This is a genomic window from Kitasatospora sp. NPDC093806 (assembly GCF_040683335.1).
Lineage (GTDB): Bacteria > Actinomycetota > Actinomycetes > Streptomycetales > Streptomycetaceae > Kitasatospora.
On the sequence record NZ_JBFBDO010000130.1, the window covers coordinates 1 to 20,119 of the forward strand.

At 75.4% G+C, this 20,119-nt stretch carries 19 protein-coding genes; 4 read left to right on the plus strand and 15 right to left on the minus strand.

The genetic code is table 11. From position 1 onward, the window contains the following. Positions 1–494 (plus strand): CAP domain-containing protein (locus AB0N76_RS35135; protein WP_363564322.1); only part of this gene is annotated, 494 nt, incomplete at its 5' end. An 88-nt stretch (positions 495–582) separates the two neighbouring features. Here AB0N76_RS35135 and AB0N76_RS35140 read toward each other — a convergent pair. The 5 genes from AB0N76_RS35140 to AB0N76_RS35160 all read right to left on the minus strand — a co-directional run bounded on the left by AB0N76_RS35140 (position 583) and on the right by AB0N76_RS35160 (position 5,030). Further along, the gene (locus tag AB0N76_RS35140) at positions 583–831 is read right to left on the minus strand and encodes a hypothetical protein (RefSeq protein ID WP_363564324.1); all 249 of its coding nucleotides are present in this window, start codon (positions 829–831) and stop codon (positions 583–585) included. Between the two features lie 77 nt (positions 832–908). After that, entirely contained in the window at positions 909–1,334 is a 426-nt protein-coding gene (locus AB0N76_RS35145) for a hypothetical protein (RefSeq protein ID WP_363564326.1), read from the minus strand. A gap of 189 nt (positions 1,335–1,523) precedes the next feature. Then, a complete protein-coding gene (locus AB0N76_RS35150; RefSeq protein WP_363564328.1) occupies positions 1,524–2,474 on the minus strand; it encodes a hypothetical protein in 951 nt (316 codons plus the stop codon). Then, a complete protein-coding gene (locus tag AB0N76_RS35155) occupies positions 2,461–2,982 on the minus strand; it encodes a SigE family RNA polymerase sigma factor (RefSeq protein WP_363564330.1) in 522 nt (173 codons plus the stop codon). Before AB0N76_RS35155 ends, AB0N76_RS35150 begins: the two co-directional genes overlap by 14 nt. 548 nt (positions 2,983–3,530) lie before the next feature. Continuing rightward, positions 3,531–5,030, minus strand: coding sequence for a M1 family metallopeptidase (locus tag AB0N76_RS35160; RefSeq protein WP_363564332.1), 1,500 nt, complete (start codon positions 5,028–5,030; stop codon positions 3,531–3,533). Between the two features lie 445 nt (positions 5,031–5,475). Between AB0N76_RS35160 and AB0N76_RS35165 the strand changes: the two genes are divergently transcribed. Beyond that, the gene (locus tag AB0N76_RS35165; protein ID WP_363564334.1) at positions 5,476–5,991 is read left to right on the plus strand and encodes an AAA family ATPase; all 516 of its coding nucleotides are present in this window, start codon (positions 5,476–5,478) and stop codon (positions 5,989–5,991) included. Positions 5,992–6,063: 72 nt separating this feature from the next. After that, a complete protein-coding gene (locus AB0N76_RS35170) occupies positions 6,064–6,942 on the plus strand; it encodes a carbohydrate kinase (protein ID WP_363564336.1) in 879 nt (292 codons plus the stop codon). Between the two features lie 22 nt (positions 6,943–6,964). Here the strand turns inward: AB0N76_RS35170 and AB0N76_RS35175 are convergent, their stop codons facing one another. The 10 genes from AB0N76_RS35175 to AB0N76_RS35220 all read right to left on the minus strand — a co-directional run bounded on the left by AB0N76_RS35175 (position 6,965) and on the right by AB0N76_RS35220 (position 19,260). Then, positions 6,965–7,294 carry a hypothetical protein gene (locus tag AB0N76_RS35175; protein ID WP_363564338.1) on the minus strand — a complete coding sequence of 110 codons (330 nt, stop codon included), beginning with the start codon at positions 7,292–7,294 and terminating at the stop codon, positions 6,965–6,967. A gap of 51 nt (positions 7,295–7,345) precedes the next feature. Continuing rightward, entirely contained in the window at positions 7,346–7,561 is a 216-nt protein-coding gene (locus AB0N76_RS35180; protein ID WP_363564358.1) for a cold shock domain-containing protein, read from the minus strand. Between the two features lie 393 nt (positions 7,562–7,954). Then, the gene (locus AB0N76_RS35185; RefSeq protein ID WP_363564340.1) at positions 7,955–9,352 is read right to left on the minus strand and encodes a condensation domain-containing protein; all 1,398 of its coding nucleotides are present in this window, start codon (positions 9,350–9,352) and stop codon (positions 7,955–7,957) included. 94 nt (positions 9,353–9,446) lie between these two features. Continuing rightward, positions 9,447–11,243, minus strand: a complete 1,797-nt coding sequence (locus AB0N76_RS35190) for a non-ribosomal peptide synthetase (protein WP_363564342.1) — start codon at positions 11,241–11,243, stop codon at positions 9,447–9,449. Then, the gene (locus tag AB0N76_RS35195; protein ID WP_363564344.1) at positions 11,237–14,707 is read right to left on the minus strand and encodes an amino acid adenylation domain-containing protein; all 3,471 of its coding nucleotides are present in this window, start codon (positions 14,705–14,707) and stop codon (positions 11,237–11,239) included. Before AB0N76_RS35195 ends, AB0N76_RS35190 begins: the two co-directional genes overlap by 7 nt. Beyond that, complete coding sequence (locus AB0N76_RS35200; protein ID WP_363564346.1) at positions 14,704–15,567, minus strand: methyltransferase domain-containing protein; 864 nt, start codon at positions 15,565–15,567, stop codon at positions 14,704–14,706. Before AB0N76_RS35200 ends, AB0N76_RS35195 begins: the two co-directional genes overlap by 4 nt. 216 nt (positions 15,568–15,783) lie before the next feature. Then, complete coding sequence (locus AB0N76_RS35205) at positions 15,784–17,022, minus strand: MFS transporter (RefSeq protein WP_363564348.1); 1,239 nt, start codon at positions 17,020–17,022, stop codon at positions 15,784–15,786. Continuing rightward, the gene (locus tag AB0N76_RS35210) at positions 17,010–18,029 is read right to left on the minus strand and encodes a pyridoxal-phosphate dependent enzyme (protein ID WP_363564350.1); all 1,020 of its coding nucleotides are present in this window, start codon (positions 18,027–18,029) and stop codon (positions 17,010–17,012) included. The genes AB0N76_RS35205 and AB0N76_RS35210 overlap by 13 nt, the downstream gene beginning before the upstream one ends. A gap of 174 nt (positions 18,030–18,203) precedes the next feature. Then, positions 18,204–18,734 carry a 2'-5' RNA ligase family protein gene (locus tag AB0N76_RS35215; protein WP_363564352.1) on the minus strand — a complete coding sequence of 177 codons (531 nt, stop codon included), beginning with the start codon at positions 18,732–18,734 and terminating at the stop codon, positions 18,204–18,206. Beyond that, positions 18,721–19,260, minus strand: a complete 540-nt coding sequence (locus tag AB0N76_RS35220) for a GNAT family N-acetyltransferase (RefSeq protein WP_363564354.1) — start codon at positions 19,258–19,260, stop codon at positions 18,721–18,723. Before AB0N76_RS35220 ends, AB0N76_RS35215 begins: the two co-directional genes overlap by 14 nt. Positions 19,261–19,325: 65 nt before the next feature. Between AB0N76_RS35220 and AB0N76_RS35225 the strand changes: the two genes are divergently transcribed. Further along, the gene (locus tag AB0N76_RS35225) at positions 19,326–19,835 is read left to right on the plus strand and encodes a hypothetical protein (protein WP_363564356.1); all 510 of its coding nucleotides are present in this window, start codon (positions 19,326–19,328) and stop codon (positions 19,833–19,835) included. Positions 19,836–20,119 lie beyond the last annotated feature (284 nt).

Sequence of the window (20,119 nt, forward strand, 5' to 3'; positions counted from 1 at the left end):
CCCTCACCGCCGCCGCGCCCGCGCCGGTCGAGGCCGCACCGGCGCCGAGCACCCCGGCGGTCACCCCGACCCCGACGCAGACCACCGCCCGGCCGAGCACCCCGCCGCCCAGCCCGGAGCGCCAGCTGGTCGACCTGGTGAACGCCGAGCGCGCCAAGAACGGCTGCGGCCCGCTGCGGATCGACCCGAAGCTGCACGCGGCCGCCCAGAAGCACTCCGAGGACATGGTCGCGCGCAACTTCTTCGACCACGTCGGCCCCGACGGCATCCGGGCCGACGCCCGGCTGACCGCCGCGGGTTACCGCTGGTCGCAGTGGGGCGAGAACCTCGACCGGGGGCCGACCGCCCCCGCCGTGGTCTTCTCGCGCTGGATGGACGGCGGCATCCACCAGTCGAACATGCTGGACTGCGCCTTCAAGGACGTCGGCATCGGCGTGGCCACCGGCCCGGCCGGCCTCTACTGGACCCAGGACCTCGGCGCACCCCAGGGCTGACCCGGCAGGACTGATTCCGCACCGACACCGTGCGGACCCCGGGCCGGGGCGGCCACCACATCCCACCCCGGCCCGGGCGTACGAGGGGTCAGGCGGGCAGGCCGACCAGGCCCGGAGCGTCGCCGGTGACGTGGCCCGTCGCCTCGCCGACCACCCCGCCGGCGTCCCCGACCTGCCCCGGCAGGGCGCCCGGCACCGAGGCGAGCGGCCCGCCCTGGAGCGGCCCGGTGAGGTCGCCCTGGCCGCCGATCGCGGAAGCGTGGGCGCTGGGGGCGGTCAGGGAGGCCACGACGCCCACGGCGAGCGAGGCGACGGCGAGCATGCTGCGCTTCTTCATGCCCCGTCCAACGACGCTCCGCCACTCGGGTTACGGGCCCGGCCCCGGCCGTTCCGGTACGGCCCGCAGGACGCGCCCTACCGGTAGAACGTCCGCCCCTGCGCGCCGGAGGAGACCGACCAGACCTCGCTGATCAGCCCACCGGTGATCCGCAGGGTGTCGGTGCCGCTCCGGGCGACCACGGCACCGCTCTCGTCGGTGAACGTGGCCAGGTACGGCCGGGCGACCAGCCCGGTGGGCAGTCCGTCCACGAGTGCGAGGTCCACCACGGCCTCGCCCTCGGCGGCGAACCGCAGGCCGGCCCGGCGCCCGTGCCAGGCCGCCACGATCGCCGCGAGCTGCTCCGGCGCCCGGACCTCGTCGAAGGCCTCGGTACCCGCCTGGGTGTAGCGCAGGGCGAAGTCCGGCGCCATGATCTCCTCGGCCAGACCGGTCTCCCCGTTCCACAGGGCCGTCCACCGGTCGTAGACGCCCACCCCGAACTCGCGCAGCTCGCCCCGCATCTGATGGATCCCCCTCCGTCGTACGGATGCCGGTGCGGAGGCCGGCCCCCGGCCCCGGCAACGGCGCGGTACCGACCCGGTACCGGAACCGCGACCGTAACAGGGAGGACCGACAACCGGCTGGGGCGAGCGACCGGCCCGGACGGGTACCCGAGTCGGGTGGGTGCCCGAGTCGGGTGGGCTACCGGCTCACTCCGGCGTGACGGTCGGGGCTTCCGACGCGCCGCCCGTGCTGCGGACCGAGTCGAGGACCGTCCCCACCAGCAGCACCGTGCCGGTGGACGGCAGACGCAGGCAGGCCGTCAGCTCGACCACGTCCAGCTGCCCGTTCACCGGCAGCGCCCGATAGCCGCGGAGCGCACGGGTGCCGCCCAGGGCGTTGCACTCCTTGTCGAGCGGGATCTCGGAGACCGGCTGCGGGGCGCCGAGGTCCTTGGCGGCGGCCTTCGAGCCGGGGAAGACCCGCAGGGCGACGACCGCGCCGTCATCGGCGAGCGCCCCGGTGGAGAGGCAGTACCAGCCGCGCTCGCCGTTGCGGATCGGACAGCCCGGCTGCGCGACCAGCGGCTGACTGGAGAGGTAGCCGACGGACTCCGACCGTTCGGCGCCGGCGGGGACCACCAGGCGGTACCACTCGGGCGGGCTGTCCACGACCAGCCCCTCCAACTGGGCGAACCGGACCGGCCAGCCGCCCTCGGACGCGTCGGTCCCGGAACCGGCGGCGCCGTCCGGGGCACGGCTCGGCGTGGCGCTCGGGGACGCGCCGGCGGAGGGGGAGGCGGGTGACGCGCCACCGGGGACCGCCCCGGCCGAGGCCGGGCCGATCGCGATGCCCGACGGCCCCGGCGCCAACGCGGGAGCCGCGGCCAGCACGGCGGCGGTCAGGCCGGCGGTCAGTCCGGCCGCGAGCGCGGCCGCCCGCCGACGCCGCCGGGTCCGGGCGGCACGGGCCCGGACCTGCTCCATCCGGTCCTCCGGAGCCGGCAGGTGCGGGGCGGCCAGCTGGAGCAGGATCCGCAGCTCGTGCTCGACCTCCTGGTCCGCCCGCCGGTCGTGCTCCTCGTGCTCCTCGTGCTGCTCGTCGTCCCGGTGGGGCCCGGACGCGGCGCCGTCCCAGCCGATGAATTCACGCTCCGTCACGACGCCCCCCGCTCAGCAGCAGCTCCCGGGCCGGGAGCCTGCCGCGCAGCGCCTGCAGGGCGCGGTGCGTCTGGCTCTTGACCGTGCCGGTGGTGCAGCCCAGGGCCTCGGCGGTGTCCTCCACACTCAGGTCCTCGAAGAAGCGGAGCACCACCACGGCCCGCTGCCGGGGCGGCAGCGCACGCACGGCGGCGGCCACCACCTGGCCCACCACCACGTCGTCGAACGGGTCCGCGGCCGTCGGCGGCTCGGGCAGCCGGTCGTGCGGCAGCTCCCCGTGCCAGCGGCGCCGCCACCAGGACACGTGCGCGTTCACCAGCACCCGCCGGACGTACGCCTCCGGCCGGTCGATCGAGATCTGCTCCCAGCGCGGCCACACCTTGGCGAGGGCCGTCTGCAGCAGGTCCTCGGCCAGGTGCGGATCGCCGGTGAGCAGCCACGCCATCCGCAGCAGCCGGGGGCTGCGGGCGGCGACGAACTCCTCGAAGTCCGGTGTCGCGTCCCTCATACCGCTGCCCCCGCCATGCCGTGTCCGTCTTCTCCGTCACCCTGGCCGCCGCGCCGGTGGCGGCGGCCCGCCCGGTCGGCCGTGGCCGCCGGGTCCTCGCTGTCGTTCTCACGGCTGCTGAACGCGCCGGAGGCCCGTTCGGGTTGCTTCCCCGGCCGGACTTTCCGGAACGGGTGGGCCGGAGCCGGTCGGCCGGGCCGGGCACGAAGGGCCCGGCGGGGGCACGGCACGGACGCGGTGGGGGCCGCTCGCACGCCGGAAACCGGGCGCCCCGCGTGCCGGACGACGCGCGACCCGGACGACGCGCGACCCGGACGACGGGCGCGCTGGACGGCCCGCGAGCCGGCCGGGACTCGGCCGGGCGGCGGGCGGGCCGTGACCCCCACGATCCGCCCGCCGGCCCCACCCGACCAAGGGCGTGCGGACGGCGCCCGGGGGCACCAGCCGGGCGCGCCCGGTGTGAAGCCCCGACCACCGTCGCGCCGGTCCGCGCCGCCGGGGACGGCAGCCCCGCCCCCGACCCCTCCTGCCGGGCACCGGACCCCGGCTCACAGCGTCCCGGAGCCGTGCGGCACCCCGTCGCGTCGGTCGGTCGCCGGATCGACCGGGTCTACCGTCCAGCCCGGGTGACCCGGCATCGGGGGCGTCCGCTCGCCGTACAGCCACTCCCGCAGGAAGCCGCCCAGCTGCTGCCCGGAGACCTCGTCGGCCGTACGCAGGTAGTCGGCGGTGGTGGCCGTCGCGTGCCGGTACCGCCGCAGGAAGGCCCGCTCGATCCGGTCGAAGACCTCCGGGCCGACCCGCTCCCGCAGTGCGAACAGCACCAGCGCGGCCCCGGTGTACCGCTGGCTGTCGAACAGGTTCGCGGCGGTCGGCGCGGCCACCGGACCGGAGTCGTGCCGCCACTGGTCGCCCTTGGCGTACACCGACCGCATCCGGTCGGTGAGGTTGGTGAAGCCGCCGGAGTCCGGCCAGCCGCGCTCGTAGCGGTACATCAGCCCGTAGAGGTCGGCGTGGCCCTCGTTCAGCCAGAGGTCGGCCCAGGTGCCCGGGGTGACGCTGTTGCCGAACCAGGAGTGCACCAGCTCGTGCATCATGTGCGAGCCGATCAGCCGCTCCGGCTGGCGCAGGAAGTTCGGCTTGTAGAGCGTGAGCGTCTGCGTCTCCAGGCCGGTGAAGCCGAACGCCGCCGGGTCGTCGGTGTCGGCCGGCAGCAGGCCGTACGTCTCGAACGGGAACGGCCCGAGGTGCTGCTCGGCCCAGGCCAGCTGGTCCGGGGTCAGCGCGAGGGCCGGCTCCAGGTCGGCGGCGCGGGCCGTCGGCACCACGTCCCGCAGCGGCAGCCCGCCCGGGCCCGGCCGCTCGCGGACGGTGTAGCGGCCCACCGAGGCCTGGAGCAGCTCGGTCGCCATCGGCTCGCGCGACGCGTACCGGCGGGTGGTGGTGCCGTCGGGGTGCGGTTCGGTACCGGTGAGCAGGCCGTTGGCCACGCCGTACAGCTCGTCGGGCGCGGTGACGGCGACGGTGAAGCGGGCCTTGTCGCCCGGGCGGTCGTTGCACGGGAACACGGTGTGCGCGCCGTCCGGCTGCCCGGCGACCGCGAACCCGTCGGGCGTCACCACCCAGCCGGTGTGCGGCAGCGCGGCGCGCGGATCGGCCGTGTACCCCACCTCCACCCGCAGCACGGCACCCGGCCGCACCGGCCGGACGGGCGTCACCGTCAGCTTCTCGTCGTGCGACCGGAACCGCGCGGGCCGCCCGTCGACCCGGACGGTGTGCACGTCGAGGCCGAGGGCGTCCAGCTCCAGGCTCGGCAGGGCGGTGAGCGCCCGGGCGGTCAGCACCGTCCGGCCGTCGACCGTACGGGTGTCGGGCCGGTAGTCGAACGCGAGGTCGTAGGCGAGCGCGTCGTAGTCGGTGGTGCCGAGCGAGGGGTACACCGGATCCCCGGTGCCCCCCGCGGCTGCTCCCGAGGCGGGCGGGGCGAGGCCGAGCAGGACGGTGGCCAGCGCGAACGCGGTGGCCAGGGCGGAACGGCGCCTGGACAAGGTGATCACCTCTCTCGTGGTCGGACCTTCTGGTGTCGGGCTTTCCGACGTCGGCCTTCTCGGGTCATCCGGCCCGCTCCCCGCGCCGCGACCAGCGCGGCTCCGGTGAGCGACCTTCCGGGTACGGAACGTAGCAGAGGGGTCCGACAATCCGGCACCCGCCGATCGACCCGGTTCCACCCGGCCGACTCCGACCGGCCCGCCGCCCCCGCGACACGCGGGCATCCCCCGGACGGCCCACCGTGGTAGCCGAGCGGCTGCGCAGTGTCATACCTTCGAAGAGCTCCGCCCCCTGACGGACGGGGCCACGGCCGTCGGAGAACCTGGCCAGGTCCGGCGGCCGTACTCATGCCCGCACGCGGTGACCACCCCGTCCGTGGAGACGGCGGTGGTCGGTGTCCGGGCGGGTGGCCCACCGCTCGGGTGGGCGTGCGAGGCTGGACCCGTGCTGATCGCGATGGCCGGGCTGCCCGGCGCGGGGAAGAGTTCGGTCGCCGGGGAGCTGGGACGGGAGCTGGCCGCTCCGGTCGTCCCGGTGGATCCGATCGAGGCCGCCATGTGGCGGGCCGGGGTGGCCCGGAGCCAGCCGACCGGCCTTGCCGCGTACGTCGTGGCCGAGGCCGTGGCCGACGGGGTGCTGGCCCTGGGGCAGACGGTGATCGTCGACGCGGTCAACGCGGCGGCGGAGGCGCGGGCGCAGTGGCGCTCGCTGGCGTCGCGGCACGGTGTGCCGGTGGTGTTCATCGAAGTGGTGTGTTCGGATCCGGTGCTGCACCGCCGACGGCTCGAAGGCCGGTCGCGCGGCATCGACGGCTTCCCCGAACCGACCTGGGAGTCGGTGGAGCGGCGGCGGGCGGAGTTCGCGCCCTGGGTCGAGGACCGGCTGGTGCTGGACAGCGTGCTCGACCTGTCGCAGAACATCGCGACGGCCCTGGGGTTCCTGGCCGCCCCGACGTCCTGACCTCGTAGGCTGGGCAGCCGTGCCGGCCGCCCGCAGCCCCGCCGGCCGACCGGACCGGCAGGAGTGAGCCGCGTGACCAGCCCGCACTTCGTGGTGATCGGCGAGTGCGTCGCCGACGTCGTCCGCACCGACGGCGCGCCGGACGTCGTCCACCCCGGTGGCAGCCCGGCCAACGTCGCGTACGGCCTGGCCCGGCTCGGCGCGCCGGTCGCGCTGCTCACCGAACTCGGCGACGACCCGTACGGGCGGTTGATCCGAACGCACCTGGAGTCGGCGGGCGTGAACCTGCTGGGCGAGCCGTGCGGGCGCACCCCGTCGGCGGTGGTCCGGCTCGACGCGGAGGGCCGGGCCGACTACACCTTCGACATCGGCTGGACCCTCTCGCCCACCGAACTCCCCTCCCCGCCCGGGCAGTTGCACATCGGGTCGATCGCGGCGATCACCGAACCGGGCGCGGCGGCGGTGCTCGCCCTGGTCGAACGGTGGCGCGGCCGGGCCGCCGTCAGCTACGACCCGAACGTCCGGCCCGCGCTGATGGGCGAACACACCGAGGCCGTCCGGCGGGTGGAGCGCTGCGTGGCGCTCAGCGACCTGGTCAAGGCCAGCGACGAGGACCTCGCCTGGCTCTACCCGGACCGCACCCCGGAACAGGTGGCCCGGCACTGGCTCGGCCTCGGCCCGGCCACCGTCGCGGTCACCCTCGGCCCGGCCGGCGCCTTCGCCCTCGCCGCCGACGGCCGCCGCGTCGAGGCACCCGCACGACGGGTCGAGGTCGCCGACACCGTCGGCGCCGGCGACGCCTTCACGTCCGCCCTCCTCCACGCCCGCCACACCGGCGCCGACCTCGCCATGGCCCTCACCCTGGCCACCGCCGCCGCCACCCTCACCGTCACCCGCCCCGGCGCCACCCCGCCCGACACCGCCGAACTGGCCGCGGCGACGACCGCATGAACAGCCAGCCCCCGCTGCCCGTTCAAGCGTCGTAGTACTCGCCGTCATCACCCTGGACCCGCGCGTCCAGCACCTTCGCAACCCGGCACATCGTCGCGATCAGCGCGTCACTCGGGTGCTTGGCCACGATCCGCCCGGCCCTCCACCACAGCGCCTCGGGCAACGCGTCGCCGACTCGTGCCGGGCCGACCTCGACGGCCCACTCGGTGTCCCCGAGCCGGCCCGGTGGCAGCGGAACCCTCGCGAGGTCGGAATCGGCCGCGACCACCGCGGCCCACTCCGCCGCGGCGATGTCCGGCCCTTCCTCGTCCCACCAGTGCGCCCGCCGGGTGATGTGCACGTCGTATCCCATGACCGGTCAGGCTAGACCGCAGGACCGACACGCCCGGGCGGCGCGGCCGGCCTAGCCGGGTGTTCCGAGCGGGATGACGTTGGCGGCCTGGGGGCCCTTGGGGCCTTGTTCGAGCTGGTACTCGACGCGTTCGCCCTCGGTGAGGGTCCTGAAGCCGACGCCGATGATGGCCGAGTGGTGGACGAAGACGTCCGGGCCGGGGAGGTCCGGTCGGATGAATCCGTACCCCTTGGCGTCGTTGAACCATTTGACGGTGCCGAAGTTGATCAGCGCCCGCCGACCCTCCGCCACCTGCCCGGCCGCAGCCGGGCCGGAGTCCGCCCAAGCCGGGGCGCAGACCGTCAGCAGAGCGGTGAGAGCGAGGAGGGGGACGCACACCCGGGTCATCACGCGGCCGCGGGCAAGGGTGAGCGGGGCTTGTGCACGAGCAACTGATCGCATACTCACAGTGTGCGCGGGGCCGTCCCTCCCGCAAGCCTGGACCGCCAACGGGTGGCCGGCCCTCCCGACGGCGGGCTTGGCCGCCGGCCCGACGGAACGGGGGTGCCGTCCTCGTCCAGGAGGAGACCGCGGTTCGTCAGGTCTTCTTGTTGCCGGGGACGGCCTGGTAGCGCGCGGGAAGCGAGAAGGACAGCGGCCCGAGACGGCCGGCGCCGCCGATCAGCTGGGCGCTCGGTGCCGGACAGCCGTCTCCCAGGGGGTGTCCGTGCGGAGGACGGAGCGGTCGGTGGGGGTGGTGCGGGGGAGGAGGGAGCGGAGCGGGCGGTCGGGGGAGGAGAGGGCGGCGTCGAGGAGGGCGGTGAAGCGGAGGACCAGGTCGGTGGCGGTCTCGGCCGGGACGGTGGCGAGTCGGTGGCAGAGCGCGCCGATGACCGGGCCCGAGTCGGGTTCCGTGAGGAAGAGGCCGAGGGAGCGGTGGAGGGCGAGGGTGCGGAAGCCGAGGAGGTGGCAGGCGAGGTCGTCGGTGGCGGTGGCGGGGGCGTCGCAGAGGGAGCGCGGGTAGACCTGGACGGTGACCTGGCCGAGGGGCGGGACGCCGTCGGCGGCGAGGCTCTGTTCGATCAGCGGGAACGGGGTGGGGGAGTGGTCGAGGGCGTCGAGCAGGGCCTCGTTGACGGCGTCGACGGCCGCCGTGAAGGGCGCGTCGTGGGCGAGCGGGAGCCGGAGCGCGAGCCGGGTGGTGAAGAGGCCGACGAGCGACTCGTGTTCCAGTTCGTCGCGGCCGGCGTAGGGGACGGTGGTCACCGCCTCCTCGGCCCCGGTGGGTTGGGCCAGGGCGGCGGCGAAGGCGGCGAGGGTGACGGCGTAGACGGTGGTGTGCCGGGCGGCGGCGCAGCGGCGCAGCTTCTCGCCGGTGGCCGCCGGGAGTTCGAAGCCGACGGTGCCCGCGGTGAGGTCCTCGGTTCCGGCGGCGGGCGGGGCGAGCGGCAGCGGCGGGACGGCGCCCGCGAGGTGGGTGCGCCACCAGGGCAGGTCGCGGGCCGGGCGGCCGGCGGTTTCGTCCTCCGCGCACTGGGCGACGTAACGCTCCCAGTCGGTGGCGGCCGGGCCCTCCGGTGCGGTGGGGTCGTCGCGCAGGGCCCGGTAGCGGGCCTGGACTTCGCGGACCAGGACGCCGCAGCTCCAGCCGTCGGCGGTGACGTGGCTGAGGGAGAGCAGCAGCAGGTGCCGGTCCTCGGCGAGGGTCAGCAGGGTGGCGCGCAGCGGCCGGCCGGTGCCGAGGTCGAGCGGGTCGGCGGCCTCGTCGCCGGCGGTCCGGCGGCAGACGGCCTCGCGCTCGTCCGCCGGCAGGGCGCGCAGGTCGTGGACGGTGAGCGGGTACCGGGTGGGGACGTCGCGCCGGGTGGCCCGGGGCCGGCCGTCCGGTCCGGCGACGATGCGGGTGCGCAGCGGGGTGTGGCGGCGGGCGACGTCCGCCAGGGCGTGGGCGAGCAGGTCCGGGTCGACGGGCGTGGGGACCAGGTAGACGGGGGAGATCTGATCCGCCAGTGGCTGTCGGCGCGCGCCGTGCCAGCGCTCGATCTGGGTGCGGGTCAGCCGGACGGTGGGTTCGGGCATGGGAGCGGTCTCCTCCGGGGAGAGGGCGGTCTCGGACGGGGGCGGCTCCCGGGCGCCGGGTCGGTGTCACCCGCCCGGCGCCCGGGAGGCGGCTTCACTCCGTGTCCTCCCGGGCCAGTGACACCAGACCGGTGAAGGTCGGGTCGGCGAGGACCTGGCGCAGGGTCACCCGCCGGCCGAGGGCGCGTTCCAGCCGGTTGGCGAGGCGGACGGCCAGCAGGGAGTGCCCGCCGGCGTCGAAGAAGTTGCTCGCCCGGTCCGCCGGGGCAGTGCCGAGCAGGTGTTCCCAGATCCCGGCGACGGTGGTTTCGAGCGGGTCGGCCGGGGTGAACCCGCCGCTGTGGCCGTCCCTGGCGCGGTCGGCGAGGGCGGCGAGCGCGGTGCGGTCGAGCTTGCCGTTGGCGGCGGTGGGCAGGGCGGGCGCGAGCAGGACGACGGCGGGCAGCATGTAGTCGGGCAGTCGGTCGCGCAGGAAGGCGCGGATCGCGGCGGGGTCGGCGCCGCCCTCGTTCCCGCTGCTGCCGGAGTCGGTGGTGACGACGGCCTGCAGCTCGGGTCGGCCGTTCAGCTCGCCGAGGAAGGCGCCGGCGCCGGTGACGAAGGGGGCCTTGCGCAGCGTCGCCTCGACCTCCTCCAGCTCCACCCGGTAGCCGCGGATCTTGACCTGGTTGTCGCCGCGTCCGGTGATCTCCAGTTCGCCGCCGGGCAGCAGCCGGCCGCGGTCCCCGGTGCGGTAGCTGGGCGTGCCGTCCGGGGCGGGGACGAAGCGGTCGGCGGACAGGCCGTCGGCGAGGTAGCCGAGGGCGAGCGGCGGGCCGGACACCCAGACCTCGCCGACCGCCCCGGGCGGCAGCTCGCGCTCGAAGCGGTCGCGGACGGTGATCCGGGCCCCGGCCACGGGCAGGCCGACGGGGACCCGCTCGGCGTCGGCGGCGAGCCGGGAGGTGTCGAAGGCGGCGACGTTGGACGCGGTCTCGGTCATGCCGTACAGGTTGAGCAGGGTCGCCCCGGGGTAGCGGCGGTGGAAGCGGCGGACCGTCTCCACCGGCAGCGCGTCGGCGCCGCTGGTGACCAGGACCGGCCGGTGGCCGGTGTCGGGTCGGCGCTCGGCCTCGTCCAGCAGGCCGTCGATCAGGTGCGGGGTGAGGAAGAGGTGGGTGATCCGCTCGCGTTCGACGGCGTCGGCGAGTAGGGCCGGGTCGAGCACCTCCTCGCGGGCGAGCACCACCGAGGGGATGCCCTGGAGGAGGCCGCCGAGCAGCTCCCAGGGGGAGGCGACCAGTGCGTGGGACTTCTGCACGGCCAGCACCGCCCCGGCCGGGAACGGGTGGTCGCGCCACATCCACTGGAGCCGGTTGAGGACCGAACGGTGGCTGATCCGCACGCCCTTGGGGTCGCCGGTGCTGCCGGAGGTGTAGACGACGTGGAAGGTCCGCTCCGCCTCGGGGGCGGACGCGGTGGCGGGCTCGCCCAGGGTCGGGCCCTCGGTGACCGGGGCCAACCGCACCCGCGGCGCGTCCAGGGTGGGGAACCGGTCGAGGCCGGGCTCGGCGAGCACGCAGTCCGGCGCGGTCTCCTCGATCATCCGCCGCTGCCGGCGGGCCGGGGTGGACGGGTCCAGGCCGAGGTAGCCGGCCCCGGCCTTGAGCACGGCCAGCACCCCGACGAGCGGGGCGAAGCCGCGGTCGGCGGCCAGCGCGACCAGGCTGCCCGGGCCGACGCCCTGCTCGGCCAGCCGGGCGGCGATCCGGCCGCTCCACAGGTCCAGTTCGCGGTAGTCGAGGGTCTGTTCGCCGAACCGCACGGCCACGGCGTCGGGATCCCGGGCCACCTGGGCGGCGAAGAGCTCGACGAAGGCGGAACGGGCGGTGGTGGCGTTCTCGGTCAGCATGGGTTCTCTTCTCCGGTCGAGGGCCAGGCCCGGTCGAGGGCGGTGGGCCTGAGGTCGAGGTGGCGGATCGCGGTGCCGGGTGCTTCGACCAGCGCGCGCAGCGCGACGACGGTGCTGGCCAGCACCCGCCCGGCCGCCTCCACGTCCAGCAGCTGCTCCTGGTAGGCGAGTTGCACCAGCAGCTGGTGCGGGCCGTGCGGCTGGACGTAGAGCGCGCAGTCGTACTTGGTGAAGCCGGTCTCCAACTCCACGAAGCGGAACGAGACTTCGTCCGCCACGCTGGAACGGGCGGGGTAGGCGGGCATGTTGAGCATGGTCTGGAAGACGGGGGTGGCCGAGCCGCTGCGGGCGGCGGCGGGCAGGTCGCGCAGCGTCCAGCCGAAGGGGTGGTCGGCCGCCGCGTAGCCGTCCATGACCACCCGGTGCACGGCGGTGGTGAAGTCGCCGAGCGTCCGGTCCGGGTCGATCGCGATCCGCAGCGGCAGCATGGCGAGCATGAAGGCGGGCACGTCGATCTGTTCGGGCCGCTCCCGGTTGGCCATCGGCGCGCCGACGACCACCTCCTCCGCGTCGCCGTAGTAGGTGAGCGCGAGCGCGTAGGCGGCGAGGAGCAGGACGAAGGGCGTGCTGCGCAGGCGCTGCGCGGTGGCTCGTACGGCGGCGGTGGCGTGCGGTTCGAGGGCGGTTTCGAGCTGGCGGCCGCGGTAGCTGGGACGGGTGGGGCGCGGGCCGGTGCCCAGGTCGAGGACGGGCGGTTCGCCGGCCAGGCGCTCGCGCCAGTAGGCGCCGGCCCGCGCCACCTCGGCGCTGTCCAGATGCGTTCGGTGCCAGTCGAGGTAGCGGTCGTAGCGGGTGGCGCGGGCCGGGTCGGGCCCGGCGTCGGGGTCGGCGGCGCGGGCGTAGAGCTCGGCGAGGCGGTCGAACAGCACGGTGGCGCCCCAGCCGTCGAGCAGGATCTCGTGCATGGTGACCAGCAGCCGGTGGCGGTCCGGCCCGACGACGAAGCTGCGCAGCCACAGCGCCGGGGCGCCCGCCAGGTCGAAGGGGCGGGCCGCCTCGGCGGCGGCGTGCTCGCGGTAGGCGCGTTCCCGGTCGGCCGGGTCCAGGGCGGTGAGGTCCTCCGGGGCGGGCAGCGGGATGCGCCAGTGCGGGTAGGTGTGCACGGGCTCGCCGTCGGCCTCGTCCTCGGTGAACCGGGCGAGCAGCAGCGGGTTCTCGGCCAGCAGCAGCTCCCAGGCCCGGGCGAGCCGGTCGAGGTCCAGCGGCCCGTCCAGCTCCAGGGTGCCCTGATAGCTGTAGTACGGGCTGTCGGGGTCGAGCCGCCAGTGGAAGTAGATCCCGGCCTGTTCGGGGGTCAGCGGCCGGGACCGGCGACCCGATCCGTCGGTGGCCGGACGTTCGGTGACCGGGTGTTCGGTGGGCGGGTGTTCGCCGGGCGGGGTCGTGGCGGACGCCGCGGACGCCGCGGACGTGGCGAGCGCGGCGAGGGCGGCGGGGGAGCCGTCCCGCAGCACGTCGTGCAGGGAGGCGGGCGAACCGCTCTCCCGCAGCCGGGCCACCAGGCGCATGGCGAGCAGCGAGTCGCCGCCCAGCTCCAGGAAGGCGTCGGAGCGGCCGACCGCGTCGAGCCCGAGCAGCTCGGCGACCAGGCCCGCGACGGCGGCCTCCGCCGGACCGGCCGGTGCGACCAGCTCCCGCCCGGCCGGGCGGTCGCGGCTCGGCGGCGCCGGCAGGGCGGCGTAGTCGATCTTCCCGTTGCGGGTGAGCGGGAGTTCCGCCAGTTCCACGTACGTCTGCGGGACCATCGGCCGGGGCAGCAGCGCGGCGAGGTGGGCCCGCAGCTCCTCCCGGGACCAGTCGGGGCCGGTCGGCGCCAGGTAGGCCACCAGCCGGGGCGGTGCGGGGGCCGGCGGGGCGGCGGAGCTCGCGCGGGCGACCAGCGCCTCGGCCTCGACCGGTTCGACCAGGGTCACCGCGCAGGCGCCGACCGCCGGGTGGGAGCCGAGCACGGCCTCGATCTCGGCGAGTTCCATCCGGACCCCGCCGAGCTTGACCTGACGGTCGATCCGGCCGAGGTACTCCAGTTCCGCCGAGGGCAGCCGGCGCACCGCGTCACCGGTCCGGTACAGCCGGCCCCGGCCGGTGAACGGGTCGGCGAAGAAGGCGCGGGCGGTGCGCTCCGGGTCGTCGAGGTAGCCCCGGCCGACGGCGACGCCGCCGACGAACAGCTCGCCGGGCTCCCCGGGCGGGCAGGCCGCGTAGCCGTCCTCGGTGCGCCGCAGCACGTACAGGGTGACGTTGCCGATCGGGCCGCCGATCGGCAGGTGGCGCACCTCGGGGCCGGGGGCGGTGAGGACGGCGTGGGTGACGTCGTCCGAGCACTCGGTGGGGCCGTAGGCGTTCAGCAGCCCGATGCCGGGGAAGGCCGCCAGCCAGCGCCGGGCCAGGGCGAGCGGCAGCTCCTCGCCGGTGGCGATCAGCCAGCGCAGCCGGGCCAGCGGCCCCGGACCCGGCCGCTCGCCTCCGGGATCCGCGGCGTCGAGGCTGTCCGCGGCGTCGAGGGTGCCCGCAGTGTCCACGGCGTCCAGCAGGAAGCGGATGAGGGTCGGCACGATCTCCAGCACCGTCGTCCCGCGCGCGGCGGCCACCGCCAGCAGCCGGGCGCCCTCCTGCGCCTCCTCGTCGCCGAACACCTGCACGGTGCCGCCGACGAGCAGCGGTGCGAGCAGCTGCCAGACCGAGATGTCGAAGCCGAGCGGCGCGGTCTGGGCGAGCCGGTCGGCGGGCCCCAGGCCGAGGTCCTGCACCTTGGCCCACAGGTGGTTGAGCATGCCCTGGTGCTCCACCAGCGCACCCTTGGGCCGTCCGGTCGAGCCGGAGGTGTAGAGCAGGTACCGGAGCTGTTCGGGGCCGTCCAGGCGGGCCGGGCCGGCGAACGCCTCCGCACCGTCCGCCGTCACCGGCCGGGTCGGGCAGCCGGCCGCGGCCGCTCCCTTGGCCAGCGCGGTCCACGCACCGGCCGCGCCGGTGGTGAGCAGCAGCACCGCGGCGCTGTCGGCCAGCACGCCCTCGACGCGGGCGGGCGGCCAGGCGGCGTCCACCGGCAGGTAGACGGCGCCCAGCAGCTCCAGGGCGAGGAAGGCGCGGACCACGTCGGCGCCGCGCTCCCCGCCGACGGCCACGATGTCCCCGGCGGCGACACCGGCCCGCTCCAGGTCGGCGGCGACCCGGCGGGCCTGGTCGGCGAGCCGCGCGTAGCCGACGGCCCCGGTCGCGTCCTCGACGGCGGGGTGGTCGGGCCGGGCGGCCGCCTGGCGTTCGACGTGGGCGACGACCGGCAGCCGGAGGTCGTAGTCCTCGGTCCGGGAGAGGGCGGCGGCGATCGCGGCGGCCCGTTCGGCCTCGGGCAGCGGCAGGACGGCGGAGGGCAGGTCCGCGCCGACCGGGCGGTGCCGGGCCGTCACGCCCGGCCCTCCCGGTTCCCCTGGTCCCGGTCGCCGTGGTCGCGCTTGCGGGCCACCACGAGCAGGTACTCGACCGGCACGCCGGTGCCGCGCTCGTCGGTGGTGACGAAGCGCTCGGTCATCTCGACCATCTCGGCGCGCAGTTCGAACCAGCGGCTGGGCGGTGCGATGGTGTTGCGGGCGGCGATGCAGGGGCCGAAGCAGGCTTCGAAGAAGGCCACCAGCGCCTCCGCGTCGGGGAACGGGTACCAGAGCTCCCGGCGCTCGGCGGTGACCTCGAACTCCGGGCCGAACAGCCCGGCGAGGTAGCGTTCGTCGCCCCAGAGCATCGGCTGGCCCTGGTGGCCGGCCGGCGAGGGGAAGTAGGAGGAGAGGATCTCCTGGAAGTGCGCGGTCCAGCTGCGGCTGGTCCAGTTGCACAGGCCGATCCGGCCGCCCGGGCGCAGCACCCGGGCCATCTCGCCGGCCGCCGCCCGGTGGTCCGGGGCGAACTGCACGCCGTAGGTGGAGGTCACCAGGTCGAAGCCGGTGTCGGCGTCGGCGTCCTCGAACGGCAGCTCCTGGGCGTCGCCGCGGGTCAGTTCGAAGGTGACGCCGGCCTGCGCGGCGCGCTCGCGGGCGTCGGCGAAGAACTGGTCGGTGAGGTCCAGGCCGTGGACCTCGGCGCCGCGCAGGGCGGACAGCAGGGCCACGTTGCCGTTGCCGGTGGCCACGTCCAGGTGGCGCAGCCCGGGGGTCGGCCCGAGCCGCTCGACCAGGTCGACGGCGCCGGGCCGGAGCAGGTCGGCGACGTGCCGGTACTCCCCGTAGGACCACATGGTCCGGTTGATCTCGCGCAGGTCCTCGTCGGTGGTGCTCATGTGTGTCCTGCCTTTCTGTGAGGGATCGGTGCAGCCGCCACCGCGGCCGCGGCCCGAGGCGGCCGGCCCGGCGCGTGCCGGGGCACGGCGGGTCGGCCGGCGACGGGTCGGTCGACGGCGCGGTGGGCTGCGGTGGGTCACCGCCCGGTGGAGGCGCGGTGGGGTACGGCGCGGTGGGTTGCCGCACGGGGCGCGACAGCGCGGCAGCGCGGTGCGCTACGGCGTCACGGTGGCGCGGCGGCGGCGCAGGACGGCGAACGGGATCGCCGCGCTCGCGGCGAACACGCCGGCCAGGGCGGCCCAGCCGGCGCTGCCGAGCGCCAGCACCACGCCCGTCATCAGCACCGGGCCGATGACCCGGTTGGCCAGCGTCCGGCCGGTGCCGAAGAACAGCAGGTACGAACTGCGGTCGTCGGCGGGCGCCAACTCGAAGGAGAGCGTCCACGCCGCGCCGACCTGGAGCAGTTCGGCGAGGGTGAGCACGACGACCGACCCCGCGAGGAGCAGCGGCCCGCCGGGCCCGGCGAGGGCCGGGGCGACCGCCAGGCCGGCCACCGCGAGGGCCAGCAACCCGGCGGCCGCGCCATAGCAGCGCAGGGCCTGGTCGGCCGTGCGGTGGAAGCGGTTGAGGGGGTACTGCAAGGCGATGCAGAGCACGGTGTTGACGGCGTAGAGGAGGCCGGCGAGGCGCACCGGCGCGTGCACCCCGACGACCAGCCAGAGCGGGAACCCGACGTTCAGTACCGGCGTCCACAGCGACAGCAACGCGTTGTAGCAGGTCAGCGCGAGGAACCGGCGGTCGCGTGCGGGGGCGCGCAGGCTGCCCGCACCGCGGGTCGCCGGGTCGCCGGCCCGGCCGGTGGAAAGGACCACCGCGACCAGCAGGTAGGACACCGCGCCGCCGACGAGCAGCACCCGGAAGGAGCCAGGGTCGTCGGCGCCGAGGACCGCGCCCGCGATCAGGCCGCCCAGGCTGATGCCCACGTTGACCAGGGTCCGTTGCGCGGCCAGTACCCGGCCGCGGAACGCCTCCGCGGCCAGTGACCCGACGTAGGCCTGGATCAGCGGCGGCGCGGACTGCTCCATTACCGCGACGACCAGGGCGACCGCCGCGAAGCCGATCCAGCCGTCGACCCACAGGTAGCCGAGCGTCGCCAGCGCGCGCAGCAGGTTCAGCCAGACCAGCACGGTCCGGGGGCCGTGCCGGCCGGCCAGCCGGGCGACCAGCGGAGTGCCGAGCATGGCCGCACCGCCCGCGAGGCCGAGCCCGGCGCCCACCTGGGCCGCGGGCAGGCCCACGACCTGCACGAAGTAGATCGTCGACACGGCCAGGAACAGGCCGGTTCCGGTCCATTCGATGAGCGCCGCGGCCTGGACCAGCGGCTGGAAGTCGCGGAACCCGGCGCGGCTCGGCGGCCCGGTGGGCGTGGCCCGCGCGTCCCCTACTGCGCCCACCGGAACCGGAGCCCTTCGTGCCGGAGCCGTTTGCCGGCCAGCTCGATGTCCTCGTGGATCCCGGTGCGTCTGGCCCAGTCGTCGCTGTAGACGGTGTCGAGGTACTTGCCGCCGCCGTCGGCTGCCAGGCACACGGCCAGGCGCGTCGTCAGCCCCCGGCCCAGGTCGGCGAGCAGGGCGCGGACGGTGCAGCCGCTGGAGCCGCCCAGGGCCAGGCCGAGGTCCTCCAGCACGATGCGGCACACGGCGATCGCCTCGCAGCCGTCCACCCGCACGGCGCGGTCGTAGTCGCCGGGGCGCACGAAGGACGACGGGCGGCTGGCCCCGATGCCCGGCAGCAGGCGGTCGCCCGCGTCGCCGCCGAGGGCGACCGAACCGTCGAGGTCCACCGCGACGGCTGCCACGTCCGGTCGGACCTTGTGCAGATGGGCGGCGATTCCGGCGAAGGTGCCGCCGGTGGAGACGGGCACATAGACGGCGTCGAGTGCCGGGCCGGCCTGTTCGACGATTTCCGGGCCGGTGGTCGATTCATGGATATCCGGGCTCGCCGGATTTCCGTACTGATCGGGCCAGCGGTAATCCGGATTCTCGGCGCAGAGGCGGGCCACGGTTTCGAGGCGGCTCAGCAGATATCCGCCCCGGCCGTCGGACTCGTCCACCAGGATCACCTCGGCGCCGCTGTGCAGCAGCGCCTCCCGGGTGGTCCGGGGAGTTTTGGGGTCGATGACCGCGATGAAACGGCAGTCGAGTGCTCCGAGGATCCCGGCCAGAGCGAGGCCGAGGTTCCCGGAGGTCGACTCGATCACCACGGTGCCGGGTAACAGTGGTCGTTCACTGTGCAGTCGGCGCAGGAGGCCGACCGCGGTGCGGTCCTTCACCGAGCCGGTCCGGCCGTTCTGTTCGAGCTTCAGGGCAAATCTCCGGACGCTTTTCCGAAATTCGACCTCGGCGGTCAGGAGCGGCGTTCTGCGAATTCTCTCCCCGAGGACATCGTCGATCTGCGACACGCATCCCCCCGAAATTGTGGCCGCCCATTGTCGGCGACCCGCCAAAGTTAGCAGCCATCAGTAAAATTGCACAGTGACCGGGGTCACACGGGGGTGCCAGGAGATTCCCTCGGAATGAATAGAATCGTTCATCGGAGGGGCGAATGAAATTATGGCGAGAAGTGCCGACGACCGTCAGCCGGCGGTGCCCAGGGGGTGGGCTTGTTGGGTGGTGGAGTCGAAGGTGCGGGCGGTGGTGAAGGTGCCGGTGAGGTCGGGGTGGCGGCCGAGGAGGGTGTGGGCGAGGGTGAGGGATTCGGGGGTGAGGCGGCGGGTGAGGGCGAGGTGGGGGGACCAGCGGCCGGGGACGTAGTGCTGGTCGGGTTCCTCGGCGCCGTCGAGGGCGTGCCAGATCCGCTGGTGGAGCAGGACCAGGTCGGCGGTCGGGACCACGGACCAGCTCAGCACCCGGCGCCGGCTGCGGGCGGCGAACGACAGCAGGCCGGTCAGCCGGACGGGCAACGGCAGGGCCTCGCGCAGGAGTTCGTCGATCCGGTCGGCCGCGCCGGCGGGCATCCGGGCGCAGGCGGCCAGGGTCAGGTGCGGGCGGTGGCCGGGGTGGGTGCTGTGCGCGAGGCTGTCGACGCCGCCGTCCGCGAGGTGCTGCCACACCGTGCGGACGGCGCCGTCGAACGGGGCGTCGCAGAGCAGCTCAACGGTCTGCACCGGTGAGGTCCTTGCCGTACCAGACCTCGGCGTACATGTTGCTGGTGTACGCGGGTATCTCGCGGTAGCCGTGCCGGGTGTAGAGCGCGCGGGCCTCCACCAGGTCGAGGCGGGTGTCGAGGACGATCCGCCGGGCGCCGAGCGCCCGCGCCGCCTCGTCGACGGCGGTCAGCAGGTGCGAGCCGCCGCCGGTGCCGCGCCGGGACGGGCGGACGTACACCCGGGTCAGCTCGACGGTGTCGGCGTCGAGGACGCGCAGCCCGGCGCAGGCCTCGGGCTCCTCGGTGGTTCCGTAGCGGCCGAGCAGGAAGGCGCCGGTGGGCGCGGCGAGGTCGTCGCTGGGGGAGCCGGCCAGCCCGGTCTCGATCTCCTCGGGCGTGCCCTCCCGGCCGAAGTGGAGCAGGTAGTACCGGTTGGCGACGTCGAGGTAGTACTCGCGCAGCAGGGCCAGGGACTCCTCGGAGCCGACATCCGCGGGCGCGACCGCCCAGAGTTCCTTCGTGCTGTGCTGCGTACTGGTCGTCATGCGCGCATTATCGGACGGCCACCGTCGCTGCCGCGAACGATTTTCGATCAAGGTACGGTCCCGGGATGAACCCGCTCCCACTGCTGCTGCTGGACGTCGACGGCCCGCTCAACCCGTACCACGCGGAGCCGGACGCGCTGCCGCCCGGGTTCCGGACCTACCGGACGATGCCGCCCTGGGCCGCCGGCCCCGTGGAGGTGCGGCTGGATCCGGCGCACGGTGCGCGCCTGCGGGCGCTGCCGTACCGGTTGGTCTGGGCGACGACCTGGCAGGCGGATGCGAATCGGTGGATCGGGCCGGTGCTGGGGCTGCCGGAGTTGCCGTACGTGCCGGTGCCGCGGCCGGTGGAGTGGCGGCCGGACGACACCTGTCCGAAGACCTGGCCGATCGTGGAGTGGGTGGCGGGCCGTCCGTTCGCCTGGGTGGACGACGATCTGGGGCCGGCCGACCGCGCGTACGTGGCGGCGCACCACGACGGGCCCGCGCTGCTGCACCGGGTGCATCCGGGGCGGGGGTTGGCGGCGGAGGACTTCGCGGCGCTGGCGGCCTGGGCGGAGTCGCTGTGCGGGCGGTAGAGCGGTAGAGGGGGACGGCTGGGCCGGGTGGGTGAGGGGGGGATTGAGGGGTCGGCGTGGCGGGGGAGCAGTGGGGCTATGGATAGACCATCAGATAGTCGTACTAGTAGGGGGTTGACGGGCCGTCGGGCCGGGCGGGGCAGGCGGACCGGGCGAACCGGGCGGACCGGGTTGGTCGCGGCGGTGTGCCTGGCGGCCGTGGTCGCCGGGTGCGGCGGGCCGGCCGGGGGCGGGCCGGCCGCGCCGGAGTCGGCGCGGGCCGGGGCGAGCGCGGTACCGGCGGG

What these genes read in the sequence shown, in the direction of transcription:
- AB0N76_RS35140 (WP_363564324.1), bottom strand. Translation starts at nt 831, where the DNA reads ATGAAGAAGCGCAGCATGCTCGCCGTCGCCTCGCTCGCCGTGGGCGTC.
- AB0N76_RS35145 (WP_363564326.1), bottom strand. Translation starts at nt 1,334, where the DNA reads ATGCGGGGCGAGCTGCGCGAGTTCGGGGTGGGCGTCTACGACCGGTGG.
- AB0N76_RS35155 (WP_363564330.1), bottom strand. Translation starts at nt 2,982, where the DNA reads ATGAGGGACGCGACACCGGACTTCGAGGAGTTCGTCGCCGCCCGCAGC.
- AB0N76_RS35175 (WP_363564338.1), bottom strand. Translation starts at nt 7,294, where the DNA reads ATGGGATACGACGTGCACATCACCCGGCGGGCGCACTGGTGGGACGAG.
- AB0N76_RS35185 (WP_363564340.1), bottom strand. Translation starts at nt 9,352, where the DNA reads ATGCCCGAACCCACCGTCCGGCTGACCCGCACCCAGATCGAGCGCTGG.
- AB0N76_RS35190 (WP_363564342.1), bottom strand. Translation starts at nt 11,243, where the DNA reads ATGCTGACCGAGAACGCCACCACCGCCCGTTCCGCCTTCGTCGAGCTC.
- AB0N76_RS35200 (WP_363564346.1), bottom strand. Translation starts at nt 15,567, where the DNA reads ATGAGCACCACCGACGAGGACCTGCGCGAGATCAACCGGACCATGTGG.
- AB0N76_RS35220 (WP_363564354.1), bottom strand. Translation starts at nt 19,260, where the DNA reads ATGACGACCAGTACGCAGCACAGCACGAAGGAACTCTGGGCGGTCGCG.
- AB0N76_RS35225 (WP_363564356.1), top strand. Translation starts at nt 19,326, where the DNA reads ATGAACCCGCTCCCACTGCTGCTGCTGGACGTCGACGGCCCGCTCAAC.